This window comes from Paenibacillus xylanexedens (assembly GCF_007676705.1).
In the GTDB taxonomy this organism is placed as follows: domain Bacteria; phylum Bacillota; class Bacilli; order Paenibacillales; family Paenibacillaceae; genus Paenibacillus; species Paenibacillus xylanexedens_C.
Map to the genome: position 1 here is coordinate 1 of NZ_VEBF01000013.1, position 15,241 is coordinate 15,241.

The following is a 15,241-nucleotide window of genomic DNA, read 5'->3' on the forward strand; positions in this document are numbered from 1 at the left end:
TTGAAAAGAGCGATAAGCTCATTTTGAATCTGACGAGATTAAAAATCTCATTTGTGCTCCAGTTGATCCAAGCCAAGGCTTGTTTCCAACTTTCGCGTTCATCCTGCAAGCAGAATGTTTACTCACTCGTTGTTCAGTTTTCAAAGATCAAACATTCAATTTGTTACTGTTTTGCATGTTGTCGTCGTTTCAGCGGCGACTTTTATAATATATCATGTTGAAGTTCTCTTTGCAAGCATTATTTTTTCAATTGTTTCAAATTGCTTTATTTTCATGCTTGTTTCGGTGAACCGCTCCTAAAAAAGGAACGAAAATTAATTTACCATATGAATTTAGAAAGGTCAACCCTTTTTCGACAAAAAGTATAACCCTTATAATAAATTCGCTATGATCATGGTTCAGAGGTACAGCACCCATCTTTAAGAGCCGCACCTCACTTCCACTACTATACAGCGAATATATGACCAGCTTCAGCATTACGGCTTCGACTTTTTCAGCTTCCCACCTCTTGCATACTTGGACAACTCTTTTGGCGGAGCAAAGCGTGCATACATGCGGAACACAGTCTTATATCGGCTCGCGATAGCATATTTGATCTCTTGGTCAAGACGATTATCACTTAGATCGAACAGCATCTCATCTAACTCTTTACGCAGCACATAGTCTAGTTCCTTGCATTCCTTCTCGTTAAACAACATACCCAGCATTAGAGTTCTCCTTTTTGTGCATAGCCTCTTTATCACACTTACACAAGTTTCATGCAACACCCCTTGCATTCGCTTTTTTGTGGGTGTTGCTGGAACCCGTTTTATTGTTATGGTCAACTTTCTGAAAATTTATGAATGCCAACCATCACAAAATTTTATCCTCTCACCAGAGCATATGTAAGTGTGCTTTCAATGATTGCTGCAACAAGAAGCAAGATGACAACCCAGAAGGATGCGGTTAACGTTCTGTTCGTGAATACTCTCCACCGTGTACCAATGGTATTTCGTTTGTCACTTCCAAGTTGAACAAGACTTTTGATAACCAGCCCACCAAACTTCAGTCCGAATGCGCAAGCAATGATAATCACCGGAATCTCAATAATGCCATGTGGAAGTAAGCCCTTAACGACAATATCATAAAAGCTTGCCCCATAATTCATCGTGGTGTGCACGACAAATCCAAGGACCATACCATTGATTAACAGAAAGATAACAGGCAGGATTCCGAAGAATATACCGGCATAGATGACAAGTACACTTTTGATGGCATTATTGAAAAAGATGAACAGGAAGAAGTTCCATTGCACATTGCCCCCCTGTTCCAACCTTTCACTTACCTCTCGTAATCCTCCAATTTGGTTTAACAACAATTCCTCTAGTGGACCTGTACTCACCCATCCTGCCCCTATTCCTGCGGCAAATAAAACTACGGACCAAATCAATGCACTGCGGATGGAACCAAGATCTTTAAGAAATGTACTGAATTTTAACATAATAACCTCCTGTAGAATCTAAAATGATGGACAAACAAGGATCAGTGACGAATAACTGGGCAGTACGAGCATACATTGGAGAGTAAACAAGCATTTCTTATGGGAGAGGGGCGCTTATTGAAATGAACTCGTTCTATGTATTTAGCGGCAAAAAGATTAAACGTTACCTGATTGTCCTGGTTGCTGCCGTCTTTGCGATCGGTATTATCTATCTGGAGAGCGGTAATGTCTCCGTATTCTCGGAGGAAGCACCATCAGCCGTCTACAGCGTTCCAACCGAGAAGAAGGTGATTGCACTAACCTTTGACATTAGCTGGGGTGATAAACGGACAGAACCGATTCTGAAAGTTCTTCAGGAGAATAAAGTGCAGAAGGCCACCTTTTTCCTTTCATCCCCCTGGAGCAAGACACACCCCGAGATTGTTACAGCTATCAAAGATGCGGGATATGAGATTGGCAGCCATGGACATAGACATGAGAACTACAGCAGCCTGACCGAGGAAGAAATTCGCAAAGAAATTTCGACAGCTCATAGCATTTTAACCGATTTAACGGGAAAAGAACCGAAGTTACTGCGTCTGCCTAACGGGGACTTTGACAAGCGTGTGCTTCAGGTAGCCAATAGTCTGAACTATCAGGTGGTGCAATGGGATACTGACTCCCTGGATTGGAAAAACCCTGGTGTACAGACGATTGTTGATCGAGTAGTTAGCAAAGCGCATCCAGGTGACATTGTGCTCCTGCATGCCAGCGATTCGTCCAAACAAACTCATGAAGCACTCCCTGTCATTATCGACAAATTAAAAAATCAGGGATATGAATTCGTCACTGTGTCAGAGTTACTGAATCATTCCAGTGTAGAAGGTAAAGAAGTTCGTGACCAGGCCAGCGGTCAATAATTGCTAGATTATTGGAGCGACAGCTCAAATAGGGTGTAAAAGTTGAAAAGAGCTAACCAGGTTAGCTCTTTTTGGTATGTTTTTATTTTCAAAAAAAGCTATGCTCGACTTTCCATCAGCGGCTCTGCCTTTCCACTTCCATTTATGCTCTGATTCGTTGATACATCCACCAGCCTATGCAATATCAGCATTTGGTATGCATTACATAAGAGCAAGGGAACCACAATAAAGATAGTTGCGGCATTCACATCAATGCGCAATACGCCGATCGTCTCCACTACGGTGACAGCAATCATGAAAAAGAGTGTCGGTACGAGCGCGGAAATATGAGTCAATCTCACCTTGACGTAAGCGGTAACAATTGCAGCTGCTAAAATAATGATTCCCAGCACAATATCCGATATGCGTTCCCGATCCCCCCCTACGAACAGACGCAAAAACATCACGTCAAGCAGGGCTAACACCGTCAAGATAATTTGCACGATCTGCCAACCGCGCTTGGGAAATACACCTTTACCCATATAATTCAGTATTAGATATGCAAAGAAACCCATTTGTGAATACACGCTGATCATAACCCCGGATCCAAACAGGATTAGAAGATACAGAAGAAAATCATTTAATCCATTTGTCTTCTCCCCATTTACCAGCATCATAATTAATCCCGTACCCAATGATCCCGCGGCCCCAATAAGCAAGGCTGTCCAAAACAGGAAAAACCATTTACGTAAATTCAAATGTTTTCCACCCCCGAGTGTTTATTTTACCAACCTTCTCAGCAAAAAACCATCATTGCTCAACATATTTCCCCCTTTCCCATCACATACTACATCCAGTATCTAATCAAGGAGGGATTGTACACATGAAACGGCCTTTGTGGCAGCTATGCTGTGTCGTACTGGGGCTATCCGTCATGCTTGCCGGCTGCGGTTCAGATCAGAGTTCTTCGCCTCCTCAGGGCAGTTATAAAGAGATGAAAACGATGGTTGTAGATATTTTAAAAAGTGATGAAGGCAAGAAAGCGGTGGAGGAGGCTCTTACGGGTCAAAGCTCATCCAGCGGTGAAGGTGGAGGTTCAGAAGAAGGTGGTGGCGGATCGGGTGGTGGTTCGGGAACCATTGGTATGAAAATGTTAATGCCTGTGCAATCTTCGGAACAAATACGTATTGCAGTAAAAGACACCATCACAGCTCCTGAATACCAAAAGGAATTCGAGAAAATCATGACCGATCCAAAGTTTGCTGGAGAATTTGCCAAAGCAATCAACGCTCAAAGCAAACAACTTCATATGCAGCTGATTAAAGATCCCACGTACCAAAAATCTGTTGGGGACATCATGAAGTCACCTGAGGTCTCCAAGATGTTCATGGATATGACCAAGACTCCAGATTATCGTAAACAGACGATGACTGTTATGCAGGAAGTAATGCAAAACCCGTTATTCCGTATGGAAGTCCTCACTTTGCTCAAGAAGGTTGTGCAGGAAGAATTGCAACCAAAAGTAGAAAGTGGCGGACAACAAGGGCAAGAGCAAGGTGGACAAGAAGGGCAAGGGCAAGAGGGTAGTGATGGCGGAGATGGTGGAAGTGGAGATTCTAGCAGCGGTGGAGGTTCATAAACAGTAGATGTTGGTATATTCCAGAAACTGAAAAGCCTGCATCCGAATGGACGCAGGCTTTATTTGTATTTATAACGAACATCCCGTTAGAATTTGGATTCAATGGACCGAGCCACTTCATCGTAGATGGCCCCGATACGGGAGTCTGCTTTGTATACAGACGGTGAGAAGTCAGGCTCGGAAGGATGATTATCCGGAGTACCCAAAGGAATCTGGGCCAGCAAGCTCGTATGCAGACTTTCTGCAAGCCTCCCCCCGCCTCCACGACCAAAGACATAATCCTTCTCTCCGCAACTGCCACACTCGTAATAAGCCATGTTTTCAACCACACCAAGTAACTCATGATCAGTCTGGATGGCCATTGCACCTGCACGTGCTGCAACAAAAGCTGCTGTTGCATGTGGTGTAGTAACGATAATCTCCTTGCTCTGGGGCAACATCTGATGCACATCCAAAGCGACATCCCCCGTACCCGGTGGCAAGTCCAGTAACATATAATCCAACTCGCCCCACTGGACATCAGTAAAGAATTGACGCAGCATCCGACCGAGCATAGGTCCACGCCAGATTACCGGGTTGTTCTCACGAATAAAGAAACCCATCGACATAACTTTGACACCGAAACGTTCAACTGGTTGAATAACGCCATCTTCCACAACCGGATACTCTTCGATCCCCATCATGTCCGGTACACTGAAACCATAGATGTCAGCGTCAATTAATCCCACCTTCTTACCTTGACGTGCCAAGGCCGCAGCGAGATTAACCGTCACTGTTGATTTACCAACGCCGCCTTTACCACTGGCCACAGCAATAAAACGAACGCCTGATTCAGGACTTAACAGTTCATGTCCATCCAGACCCGCAGCGTGACCTTTTACGAGCACTTCGTCCCGATCTTGCTCTTCATCGGGTTGTCCCATATTCAGGCTCTCACGATCATGCTCAGAAGCTGCACGCACGCGAATATGTACATCCTTCAATCCATGCTGGGATAACAGATTACGCGCAGCATCACTCAAGGCCGTTGTATCCTCAGGTCGATTCTCCAGTGTCACCATGGTCAGAGCCACATGATTTTCTTTCACCATAACATCACGAATCCATTCCAATTCGGTCAGACTTACTCCCAATTGCGGTTCTTGTAATGGCTGTAATAGTTCAAGTATCTGTTCTTTTGATAACATCAGACAGCACCTCAGCTTTATCTATTGGCATGTAATTTAGGTATGCTGTCCCAATTATATCATTACCTTTCTTGTTCTGACTAACTTTTAGGCCGTTCTCCTGAGGAATATCTTAGAACCCCATTGTAGATCGAAGCAGCTACTTTACGTTGGTAGGCTTCATCAGCAAGCAGACGTGCCTCTTCCGGATGAGAAAGAAAACCTACTTCTACAAGTGCTGACGGGATCTTCAAAGCCTGTAATAGATAAACTGTGTTAACCGTTTTGGCGATTCGATCTGTATTCTCCAGATTACGAACCATCTCTTGTTGAAGCAGATTGGCCAGTCCTTCGTTATCCGGATGGTTAGGTGTGTAGAAAACCTGCGCTCCACTCCATCGGTTAGAAGGAACACTGTTCATGTGAATGCTGATGAAAAGGTCTGCTTGCTTATCCTCTATTCGCCGCACTCTTTGCTTCAGATCTTCCGTCTTGCGTTTGGAGTATCCCTTAGTGTCTGATTCAGCCAGATCAGTATCAATTTCTCGTGTCATAACCACTAAGGCACCTGCCTGTTGCAAATAATCTCTCACATACAGGGCGATAGACAAGTTGATATCTTTTTCAATAACCCCCTGTTTACTCACAGCTCCTCCATCCGGACCTCCGTGTCCTGCATCAATAGCAATGACTTTACCTGCCATTGGCAAACTCCAGTAGCCTGATGTCTTTGCGGAAGGTAACTCGTAGGACATTACTGCCACTAACATGGCCAACAGACAGAGGCTCAGCATAACCCTTTTAATTGTTTTTAACCTGATCCAGACTACAAAATGCTTCCCCATATTTTTACGCATAAAAAAACCACCTCGTCCCTATAAATGACTCTAATCATCTATATGGGACAAGATGGACAAATATACCGTTAGGATCGGACTTGCTCCGCCATTCCTTCAATCAACACCTCAGCTACCTCAGGGCGTGTAAATTCAGGTGGAGGACACTGGCCGTCACGCAGCAAGCCGCGCACTTTGGTACCGGAAAGCGTCATGTGGTGCTCCTTATCATGTGGGCAAGTTTTGCTGGAAGCCATGTTTCCACATTTCGTACAGAAGAAGCTATGTTCGAAGAACAACGGGGTAATCCCCAGTTCCTCCGCTGTAAAATTAGTGAAGATCTCCTGTGCCTCATATGTTCCGTAATAATCACCTACACCCGCATGATCACGACCGACGATAAAGTGGGTACAACCGTAATTTTTACGGACCATCGCATGAAAAATAGCTTCTCGTGGTCCAGCATATCGCATAGCTGCAGGGAACACACCAAGAAACGCACGATCAGCTGGGTAATAGTTCTCCAGCAATACCAGATAACTCTTCATACGAACATCTGCGGGAACATCATCCGACTTCGTCTCTCCAACAAGTGGGTTCAGGAAAAGTGCGTCTACAATCTCCATAGCGCTCTTCTGAATGTACTCATGAGCACGATGGACCGGGTTACGTGTCTGGAAACCGACTACGGTCTTCCAACCCTTCTCCTGGAAAATCTTCCGGGTATCTGCAGGATCATAATAGAACTCTTCAAACTTCGCGGGTTTCGGACGATTCAGAACTTGGATTGGACCTCCTACATATGTTGCAGGGCGCTCCAACAGTTTTTTAACACCCGGGTGCTCTGGATCATCTGTTTTGAATACACGCCGCGCTTCTTCACCCTGATCGACCTGGTATATACTTTGGACTTCGAGCAATCCATAGGTTACCCCATCTTGATCTCCAACAAGTTTCACAAGTTCACCAAGCTGAAGGGATGCCGCTTGTTTATCGTCAACAGCAAGTGTAATCGGTATACTCCAGACTGTCCCATCCGCGAGGCGCATGCGTGAAACAACTGAAAGATAATCTTCCTCATTCATGAAACCTTGAAGTGGTGAGAACGCACCCACCCCAATCAGATCCAAATCTGATATCGTCCAGGTATTAATTCGCAAAGAGGATAAATCCTTACTCTCTCGCAGCAGTTGCTCCCGTTCTTCTCCTTGTACGATACGCTGAACCAGCGTACCTCCATGAGGCAGAATCGATGTCATCTTGTCAGCTCCTTGTTTATCTATTATTTATGAAGGCCACATTCCGTTTTATCATTACCAGACCAGCGTCCAGCACGTGGGTCCTCGCCAGGCATAACTTGACGTGTACAATGCTCACAACCGATACTCGGGTAGTTTTGATCGTGAAGCGGGTTATATACTACGTTATTGTCACGAATATACTGCCAAACATCCTCCGTCGTCCAATGCGCAATTGGATTAAACTTCATCAGGCCGAACTTTGAATCATACTCAACCTTCTTCGAATTGGCACGAGTTGGTGCCTGATCTCTACGGATACCTGTAATCCACGCATCATACTGGGAAAGAATACGTGTCAGCGGCTCAACTTTGCGGATATTGCAACATCCGTTGGGGTCAGACTTCCACAACTCAACACCATGTTGTGCTGCCTGCTCTTCAGGAGTGATTTTAGGTGAAACACGTACAAAATCAAGATTGTAGTTCTGCTGCATCTTATCACGTGTCTCGTACGTTTCCTTAAAATGAAAATCCGTATCCAGATAAAAAATATCTGTGGATGGGCTGATCTTCTGAAGCATATCTACAAGTACAACATCTTCTGCACCAAAGCTACATGCAAAAGTGATATTTGGAAATGTTTCAATGGCATAACGAATAATATCCTCTGGACTGGCATGTTCCAGTTCCTCTGCCTTTGTACGTGCCAGTTCTTCTTTCTCCAACAAGTTCATCTCTGAATTTCCCCCATTCTGCATTTCAATACTTCTTAATCTTAAAGCCGACTAATCTAATATGAATTATGTTTAGTATAAATCTTTCGTTGGGGATGTCAATGCCTACCATCTGGTAATAATAATGAGTTCCTATCCAGTTTTAACTGGCTTTTCAGAGAATATTTTAGCTTAATTTGTGCAATTATCTGTTATCCAGATAAAATCAATCAGATTGGCCCAAATCTCCCGGAAGGTAACAATCTGCCCTTTAACGTTGGAAACCTTTGCTGCCACTGGGTTTGGAAAGTCTGTGTTACTAAGAACAAAACCAAAATTTCACTGGTCGATTGGAATTGAGGTATGAAAAGAACAAGTTTTAAGCTGAGCAAGATTGCAACATGTCTCAATTGATATGTAAGAGACATTTATCGTATCCATAAGAAAAACTGATGAGACTAACACTAAAAGATCATTGATAACAACATACTGAACACATTCAGGAAAAAGGTATGAGCCCGGCTAGATGGACTTAAAAAGGAACTGTTATGGAGAGAGTAGAAAAGATGCACACGAGTACATCGAGAGAACCGTTTAAGGGGTATAGGGGATATTAAAGGCACATGGGTGTACATATTAAAGAAAGCATACGGAGGAACATTAGGGTGTTTAAAAGGGCTATGCTTGAAAATAATATATACATCGGAGAGATATGAGATCCATTGAAAAAGGTGAACAATTGTATGACCACATAGCCATACATCAATAAAAAAAGCCTTCGGCCGAGGCCAAAGGCTTTTAAACATATTAACGTTTGGAGAACTGAGGTGCGCGACGAGCCGCTTTAAGACCGTATTTTTTACGCTCTTTCATACGTGGGTCACGAGTCAGGAATCCTGCTTTTTTCAGGGATGCACGGTATTCCGGATCTGCTTTCAACAAAGCGCGGGAGATACCATGACGGATTGCGCCGGCTTGACCGGAGATTCCGCCACCATGAGCAATAACAAGAACGTCATAGTTGTTGAGCGTTTCTGTCAAGTTCAGTGGTTGTTTTACGATCAGTTTGAGTGTTTCCAAACCGAAGTATTCATTAATATCACGTTTATTGATGACAATGCGTCCTTCACCCGGTACAAGGCGAACACGTGCTACCGAATGTTTACGACGACCTGTCCCATAGTATTGTACTTGTGCCATGAAACTGTCCTCCTTTTAATTAACCGCGAAGTTCGTAAACTTCTGGTTTTTGTGCTGCATGTGGATGCTCAGTGCCTCTGTACGCTTTAAGTCTCAACTTCATTTTCTCGCCCATGCGAGTTTTAGGAAGCATACCGCGAACAGCCAATTCCAACATACGCTCAGGTTTGTTTTTAACCATCTCTTCAGCTGTAGTTACTTTCAAACCACCTGGGTGCATTGAGTGACGGTAGTATTTTTTACCTTGCATTTTCTTACCAGTCAATACGATTTTCTCAGCATTGATGATAACAACGAAATCGCCAGTGTCCACATGTGGAGTGAATTGTGGCTTGTGTTTGCCGCGAATCAAAGCAGCTGCTTCGCTCGCCAAACGTCCGAGGGTTTTGCCTTCAGCATCAATGATGTGCCATTGGCGCTCAACTTCGTTAGGCTTCGCCATGTACGTAGTACGCATGAAAAGTTCCTCCTTAAAATGTTCAAAATCATCATTTTCATTTATCTTCGTTCGTTAAGTTATAACTTTAGGTGTTGATGGATTGTAAATTCAATGTGAACCTCTTAATTGGGGCTGTGGGAAAGCCATTAAGAAAACACAACTTTTATATTACATGATAGGCGCTTAAATCGCAAGTGTTAATTAAGCTTTTCACTCACCAAATTTAATCTTTTTTGTATTCAAGATCCCAGAGCATTAAACCGCAGCTAACTGCAGTAGGTCCTGCAGCAGATCGATTACATGCAGCAATCATTTTCGGTACATCAGAGGCTTTCCGTTTGCCCTCTCCGATCTCCAGCAGTGTCCCTACAATGATGCGAACCATATGCTGCAAAAAGCCGTTACCACTCACATAAATGTGAATGACACCCTGATCGCGCGGATGGTCTCTGCACATTGATCGGTCCACTTCAATCCATGCTTCGTATACCGAACGTACATGATTCTCTTTCTGAGACTTGCGTGAAGCAAAAGAGGTGAAATCATACGTCCCTATGAAATGATGCAAGCCCTCCTGCATTGCCATAATGTCCAGCTTCGCATGATGATGATACTGCAATCTTCTGTTGAAAACATCCGGAAATTGGTTCGCATTGACTGTATAACGATACGTTTTCTTTTTCGCTGCATAGCGAGAATGAAAATCAGTCGAAACTTCAATCGCATCAATAACAACAATATCCGATGGTAATCTGGAGTTGAGTGCAATACACCAACGTTCAATCGGGATCTGGGACTCCGTAGGAAAATTGAAGATCTGTCTGCGAGCGTGAACGCCTGCATCCGTTCGGCCTGATCCTGTAATTTTAACAGTCTCACCGGTTAACGCACGAATGGCATCTTCAAGATGGTCCTGAATGGTATTCCCTCCCGGCTGAACTTGAAAGCCGTAATAGGCAGTGCCATCATAAGTTAACGTCATACATAAGTTCCGCATTATTACCACACCTTTGTTCCATACTATACATATCCCTATCCCGAACAGCAAAAGAAGCCCCTTACGGAGCTTCTATTACAGCACGAATTCCGAAATGAAGAGAAAAAAAGGGTTAATCCAGAATCATTTGATTCTGTCCCCTTTCCTCATCTCATCTGTTTTACGCGCGGTCTACCAGTTCCAAGTAAACCATTGGCGCTGCGTCACCACGACGAGGTCCCAGTTTCAGGATACGAGTGTATCCACCTGGACGCTCAGCGTAACGACCGGACAATTCGCTAAACAATTTTTGGATTGCATCTTGCTCACCATCGATAGTTTCGCGGCGAACATATGCTGCCACTTGGCGACGGGCATGAAGATCTCCCTTTTTCGCTTTAGTGATCAGTTTTTCAGCAATAGAGCGAACCTCTTTTGCTTTCGCTTCAGTTGTCTGAATGCGTTCGTATAAGAACAGGTCGGTTACCAGGTCACGGAACAAAGCTTTACGTGCGCTGGAATTACGGCCCAACTTTTGGTATGCCATTGTTTTCCCTCCTTCACTTCAAGCACTCGGCTGTCTATTCTTCTGTACGGAGTCCCAAACCAAGTTCCTCAAGCTTCTCTTGAACTTCTTCCAAAGACTTGCGTCCGAGGTTACGGACTTTCATCATGTCTTCTTCTGTTTTCGTAGTCAGCTCTTGCACAGTATTAATACCGGCACGTTTGAGGCAGTTGTAGGAACGAACAGAGAGATCCAGCTCTTCGATCGTCATTTCGAGTACTTTTTCTTTTTTGTCTTCTTCTTTTTCGACCATGATCTCTGCATCTTTCGCTTCGTCTGTAAGACCCACGAAGAGCATCAAATGCTCAGTCAAAATTTTAGCGCCAAGGCTTACAGCCTCTTCAGGACGAATACTTCCATCAGTCCAAACTTCCAACGTGAGCTTGTCATAGTTGGTCACTTGACCGACACGCGTATTTTCCACAGCGTAGTTAACGCGACTGATCGGGGTGAAGATGGAATCGACTGGGATGACGCCGATCGGCTGGTCATCGCGTTTATTCCGATCTGCCTGGACGTAGCCGCGACCGCGATTGGCAAAAATACGCATGTGAAGTCTCGAACCTGGTCCGAGCGTAGCAATGTGCAAATCCGGGTTAAGGATTTCCACATCGGAGTCAGCACGGATATCTCCAGCCGTAATTGCTCCTTCGCCTTCAGCATCAATCTCGAGAACTTTCTCCTCATCCGAATGAATCTTAAGCGACAAAGCTTTCAGGTTAAGAATAACCTCCGTAACATCTTCCATTACGCCAGGAACTGTAGCAAATTCATGCAGAACGCCATCGATTTGAACCGAAGACACTGCCGCACCCGGCAGTGACGAGAGCAAGATTCGGCGAAGCGAGTTTCCAAGCGTCGTACCGTATCCGCGCTCAAGCGGTTCTACTACGAATTTCCCATAGGTGCCATCATCGTTGACGTCTACCGTCTCAATTTTCGGCTTTTCGATTTCAATCACTGCAATACCCCTCCTTCAAAACGTCGGTCCTCTATGAAACATTTACCTTCTCTTGCGAAAACATGTAGTAGTATGCCTAAACAACCATTATTAGCAGATTGTGCCGGAAATATACCACACGCAGGGGCAAATCTCATTAGACACGACGACGTTTTGGAGGACGGCATCCGTTATGCGGGACTGGAGTTACGTCTTTGATCAGGTTAACTTCAAGACCAGCAGCTTGCAAAGAGCGGATCGCTGCTTCACGGCCTGCGCCTGGTCCTTTAACCATAACCTCAACGGCTTTCATCCCATGTTCCATTGCAGCTTTGGCAGCAGTCTCAGCAGCCATTTGTGCAGCAAACGGAGTCGATTTACGGGAACCTCTGAATCCGAGGCCGCCGGAGCTTGCCCACGAAATTGCATTTCCGTGAGGATCCGTAATAGTAACGATAGTGTTATTGAAAGTGGAACGGATATGCGCCACGCCAGATTCAATATTCTTACGGTCACGACGTTTAGTACGTACGACTTTTTTCGGTTTAGCCATTTTCTCTTATCCCCCCTTATTATTTCTTCTTGTTCGCTACTGTACGACGAGGACCTTTACGAGTACGAGCATTCGTTTTCGTACGTTGTCCACGAACAGGCAGACCACGACGATGACGAACTCCACGGTAACAACCGATCTCCGTCAAACGTTTAATATTCAAAGAGATTTCTCGACGCAGGTCACCTTCTACTTTGACCTCTTTATCGATACTTTCACGCAATTTGCTGACTTCATCTTCCGTCAAATCACGAACACGAGTGTCCGGATTGATGCCTGTTGTGCTCAGAATTTTCTGGGAAGTCGTTTTACCGATTCCGAAAATATAAGTCAAGGCGATCTCAACGCGCTTATCACGTGGCAAATCCACACCAGCTATACGTGCCATTTTACGCTACACCCCCTTCTTTAACCTTGTTTTTGTTTGTGTTTCGGATTTTCACAGATAACCATAACATTCCCTTTGCGGCGAATGACTTTGCACTTTTCGCAAATCGGCTTGACCGAAGGTCTTACCTTCATGTGAATTACCTCCTCAAAGTTTTGCTAAGCAAAACCCTCTTCGTAAGCATTGACCTTGTTCTACTATTGTAAAACCGGCTTCGAAGCTTTCGCAAGTTTTGCCGGGCAAAACCCGCTACATAAGCTTCACAGTTCATTGCAACTGTCTACTACTATTTACGGTAAGTTATACGACCTTTTGTTAAATCATAAGGTGACAACTGAACAACTACTTTGTCTCCAGTCAGGATACGGATAAAGTGCATCCGTAGTTTTCCGGAAACGTGAGCGAGAATTTGATGACCGTTCTCAAGCTCAACCTTGAATGTTGCGTTCGGTAGCGGTTCGAGAACCGTACCTTCCACTTCAATGACATCTTCCTTGGCCATTAGTCAGTCTCCTTTCTCATCAGCTTGAATGTTGGTGGATTCCAGAAATGAATGAACCGCATAGCGGAGCTTTCCATTTGTCACCCGACCACACTCGTTTAAACTGTTTACAACCTCGCTGCTAATCATGGGCTGGAGTTCAAGATGAAGAATATTCTTCTTCTTGGGTTGATCAAACTTACGTTTGTCTCCATCCGCAATATACACGAACTTACTGTCCGCTATAGCAACAATTACTGCGGCTTGGTCCGCATTGCGGCCTTTACGGATCTTCACAAGTTGACCGAGCTGCGGATTAGACTGATTATTCATGCCTCATCACCTACGCATTCAGTTTCGTGAAAATTTCCATACCATCAGGTGTAACTGCTACGGTGTGTTCAAAGTGGGCACATAACGTTCCATCAACCGTGACGACAGTCCAGTTATCTTCCAACGTTTTCACATACCGTCTACCTACGTTAACCATCGGCTCTATGGCCAGCACCATGCCCGCTTTAAGCCGTGGTCCCCGATCGGGAAGACCATAGTTCGGAATCTGTGGTTCTTCGTGCAGATCCGCGCCTATGCCGTGACCGACATATTCACGAACTACGGAGAACCCTTCATCTTCAATATATTTCTGAATCGCATGAGATATTGTAAACAAGCGAACGTCCGGTTTTACCAGCGCCAGACCTGCGTATAACGAAGCCTCGGTAACGTCCAGAAGACGACGGGCTTCTTCGGAAATACGGCCGACCGGATAAGTCCAGGCGGAATCTCCATGATACCCCTGGTACTGCGCGCCAATGTCAAACGTAACGATATCGCCCTCGTTCAACTTGCGTTTGCCGGGAAATCCATGTACCAACTCTTCATTTACTGAAGCGCACACACTGGCAGGGAAACCGTTATAACCTTTGAAAGACGGCACAGCTCCTTGACTGCGAATGTATTGATCAGCCATATGGTCAAGTTCTCCAGTCGTAATACCGGGAGCGATATGCTCTGCCAAGAGACGATGCGTTTCCGCAACAATTCTCCCTGCTTCCCTCATCAAGCCCAGTTCCGTTTCGGACTTACCAATGATCATCAATTAACCTCTCAGTAAGGACACGATTTCTTTAGAAACTTGATCGATATCCTGTTCTCCGTTCATTTGACGAAGAAGACCTTTAGTCTCATAGAACGTGAGGAGTGGTGCTGTTTTGTTGATATACTCGTCCAGTCGGGTACCTACACTCTCTTCATTATCATCAGAGCGTTGATACAACTCACCAGCGCATTTATCACAAATACCTTCCTGCTTAGGCGGATTGAACACCACATGATAAGTGGAACCACAGTTCTTACAAATTCGACGACCCGTCAGACGAGCGAGCAATTTGTTGCGATCCACTTTCAGGTTGATTACATGATCGAGACCTGAGTTCAATCGATCCAGAATGCCATCGAGCGCTTCTGCTTGCGACAGGGTTCTTGGAAATCCATCCAAGAGGAAACCTTCTCTGCAGTCAGGCTGCTGCAAACGTTCTTCAACGATGCCAATGGTCACATCATCTGGTACAAGCAATCCTTGATCCATATATTCCTTGGCTTTCAGGCCAATGGGAGTTCCCTGTTTGATCGCGAGACGAAATGCATCGCCTGTTGAAATATGGGGAATACCGAACTCTTTCACGATGACGTCTGCTTGTGTTCCTTTTCCTGCCCCCGGAGGGCCCATGAATAGGATGTTCACGT

The 15,241-nt window shown here is 44.8% G+C and carries 21 protein-coding genes; 2 read left to right on the forward strand and 19 right to left on the reverse strand.

Annotation, left to right across the window (positions count from 1 at the left end):
- Nucleotides 1-476 precede the first annotated feature (476 nt).
- Both FS628_RS29300 and FS628_RS29305 read right to left on the reverse strand, forming a co-directional pair.
- Nucleotides 477-707, reverse strand: a complete 231-nt coding sequence (locus FS628_RS29300; RefSeq protein ID WP_017692114.1) for a hypothetical protein — start codon at nucleotides 705-707, stop codon at nucleotides 477-479.
- Between the two features lie 155 nt (nucleotides 708-862).
- Complete coding sequence (locus FS628_RS29305) at nucleotides 863-1,480, reverse strand: stage II sporulation protein M (RefSeq protein WP_145326558.1); 618 nt, start codon at nucleotides 1,478-1,480, stop codon at nucleotides 863-865.
- 122 nt (nucleotides 1,481-1,602) lie between these two features.
- On the opposite strand from FS628_RS29305, the gene pdaB reads away from it, so the two are divergent.
- Entirely contained in the window at nucleotides 1,603-2,379 is a 777-nt protein-coding gene (pdaB, locus tag FS628_RS29310) for a polysaccharide deacetylase family sporulation protein PdaB (protein WP_145326559.1), read from the forward strand.
- Nucleotides 2,380-2,477: 98 nt separating this feature from the next.
- Here the strand turns inward: pdaB and FS628_RS29315 are convergent, their stop codons facing one another.
- Nucleotides 2,478-3,116 carry a KinB-signaling pathway activation protein gene (locus FS628_RS29315; RefSeq protein ID WP_145326560.1) on the reverse strand — a complete coding sequence of 213 codons (639 nt, stop codon included), beginning with the start codon at nucleotides 3,114-3,116 and terminating at the stop codon, nucleotides 2,478-2,480.
- A 125-nt stretch (nucleotides 3,117-3,241) separates the two neighbouring features.
- On the opposite strand from FS628_RS29315, the gene gerD reads away from it, so the two are divergent.
- On the forward strand, nucleotides 3,242-3,997 hold the full coding sequence (gene gerD / locus FS628_RS29320) for a spore germination lipoprotein GerD (RefSeq protein WP_145326561.1): 756 nt from the start codon (nucleotides 3,242-3,244) through the stop codon (nucleotides 3,995-3,997).
- An 86-nt stretch (nucleotides 3,998-4,083) separates the two neighbouring features.
- On the opposite strand, the gene FS628_RS29325 is transcribed toward gerD, so the two are convergent.
- The 16 genes from FS628_RS29325 to FS628_RS29400 all read right to left on the reverse strand — a co-directional run bounded on the left by FS628_RS29325 (nucleotide 4,084) and on the right by FS628_RS29400 (nucleotide 15,239).
- Nucleotides 4,084-5,184, reverse strand: a complete 1,101-nt coding sequence (locus tag FS628_RS29325) for an Mrp/NBP35 family ATP-binding protein (protein ID WP_145326562.1) — start codon at nucleotides 5,182-5,184, stop codon at nucleotides 4,084-4,086.
- Between the two features lie 80 nt (nucleotides 5,185-5,264).
- On the reverse strand, nucleotides 5,265-6,020 hold the full coding sequence (gene cwlD / locus FS628_RS29330) for an N-acetylmuramoyl-L-alanine amidase CwlD (RefSeq protein WP_145326563.1): 756 nt from the start codon (nucleotides 6,018-6,020) through the stop codon (nucleotides 5,265-5,267).
- A 68-nt stretch (nucleotides 6,021-6,088) separates the two neighbouring features.
- Complete coding sequence (gene sat / locus FS628_RS29335; protein WP_145326564.1) at nucleotides 6,089-7,258, reverse strand: sulfate adenylyltransferase; 1,170 nt, start codon at nucleotides 7,256-7,258, stop codon at nucleotides 6,089-6,091.
- A gap of 23 nt (nucleotides 7,259-7,281) precedes the next feature.
- Nucleotides 7,282-7,974 (reverse strand): phosphoadenylyl-sulfate reductase, encoded by a 693-nt coding sequence (locus FS628_RS29340; RefSeq protein WP_145326565.1) that lies wholly within the window; start codon nucleotides 7,972-7,974, stop codon nucleotides 7,282-7,284.
- Nucleotides 7,975-8,760: 786 nt separating this feature from the next.
- Entirely contained in the window at nucleotides 8,761-9,153 is a 393-nt protein-coding gene (gene rpsI, locus FS628_RS29345) for a 30S ribosomal protein S9 (RefSeq protein ID WP_017692105.1), read from the reverse strand.
- A gap of 19 nt (nucleotides 9,154-9,172) precedes the next feature.
- On the reverse strand, nucleotides 9,173-9,610 hold the full coding sequence (gene rplM / locus FS628_RS29350; RefSeq protein ID WP_024633564.1) for a 50S ribosomal protein L13: 438 nt from the start codon (nucleotides 9,608-9,610) through the stop codon (nucleotides 9,173-9,175).
- Nucleotides 9,611-9,815: 205 nt separating this feature from the next.
- A complete protein-coding gene (gene truA, locus FS628_RS29355) occupies nucleotides 9,816-10,589 on the reverse strand; it encodes a tRNA pseudouridine(38-40) synthase TruA (protein ID WP_145326566.1) in 774 nt (257 codons plus the stop codon).
- 160 nt (nucleotides 10,590-10,749) lie between these two features.
- Entirely contained in the window at nucleotides 10,750-11,115 is a 366-nt protein-coding gene (gene rplQ / locus FS628_RS29360) for a 50S ribosomal protein L17 (protein WP_017692102.1), read from the reverse strand.
- A gap of 34 nt (nucleotides 11,116-11,149) precedes the next feature.
- Nucleotides 11,150-12,094, reverse strand: a complete 945-nt coding sequence (locus FS628_RS29365) for a DNA-directed RNA polymerase subunit alpha (RefSeq protein WP_017692101.1) — start codon at nucleotides 12,092-12,094, stop codon at nucleotides 11,150-11,152.
- 136 nt (nucleotides 12,095-12,230) lie between these two features.
- Entirely contained in the window at nucleotides 12,231-12,626 is a 396-nt protein-coding gene (rpsK, locus tag FS628_RS29370; protein WP_017692100.1) for a 30S ribosomal protein S11, read from the reverse strand.
- A 19-nt stretch (nucleotides 12,627-12,645) separates the two neighbouring features.
- Complete coding sequence (rpsM, locus tag FS628_RS29375) at nucleotides 12,646-13,014, reverse strand: 30S ribosomal protein S13 (RefSeq protein WP_062329455.1); 369 nt, start codon at nucleotides 13,012-13,014, stop codon at nucleotides 12,646-12,648.
- A 20-nt stretch (nucleotides 13,015-13,034) separates the two neighbouring features.
- Nucleotides 13,035-13,148: a 50S ribosomal protein L36 gene (rpmJ, locus tag FS628_RS29380; RefSeq protein ID WP_003333770.1), complete on the reverse strand. Its 114-nt coding sequence runs from the start codon at nucleotides 13,146-13,148 to the stop codon at nucleotides 13,035-13,037.
- Between the two features lie 152 nt (nucleotides 13,149-13,300).
- Nucleotides 13,301-13,516 carry a translation initiation factor IF-1 gene (infA, locus tag FS628_RS29385; RefSeq protein WP_017692098.1) on the reverse strand — a complete coding sequence of 72 codons (216 nt, stop codon included), beginning with the start codon at nucleotides 13,514-13,516 and terminating at the stop codon, nucleotides 13,301-13,303.
- A gap of 3 nt (nucleotides 13,517-13,519) precedes the next feature.
- Nucleotides 13,520-13,828 (reverse strand): KOW domain-containing RNA-binding protein, encoded by a 309-nt coding sequence (locus tag FS628_RS29390; RefSeq protein ID WP_145326567.1) that lies wholly within the window; start codon nucleotides 13,826-13,828, stop codon nucleotides 13,520-13,522.
- Between the two features lie 10 nt (nucleotides 13,829-13,838).
- Entirely contained in the window at nucleotides 13,839-14,591 is a 753-nt protein-coding gene (map, locus tag FS628_RS29395) for a type I methionyl aminopeptidase (protein WP_062836189.1), read from the reverse strand.
- A 3-nt stretch (nucleotides 14,592-14,594) separates the two neighbouring features.
- A complete protein-coding gene (locus tag FS628_RS29400; RefSeq protein WP_145326568.1) occupies nucleotides 14,595-15,239 on the reverse strand; it encodes an adenylate kinase in 645 nt (214 codons plus the stop codon).
- Nucleotides 15,240-15,241 lie beyond the last annotated feature (2 nt).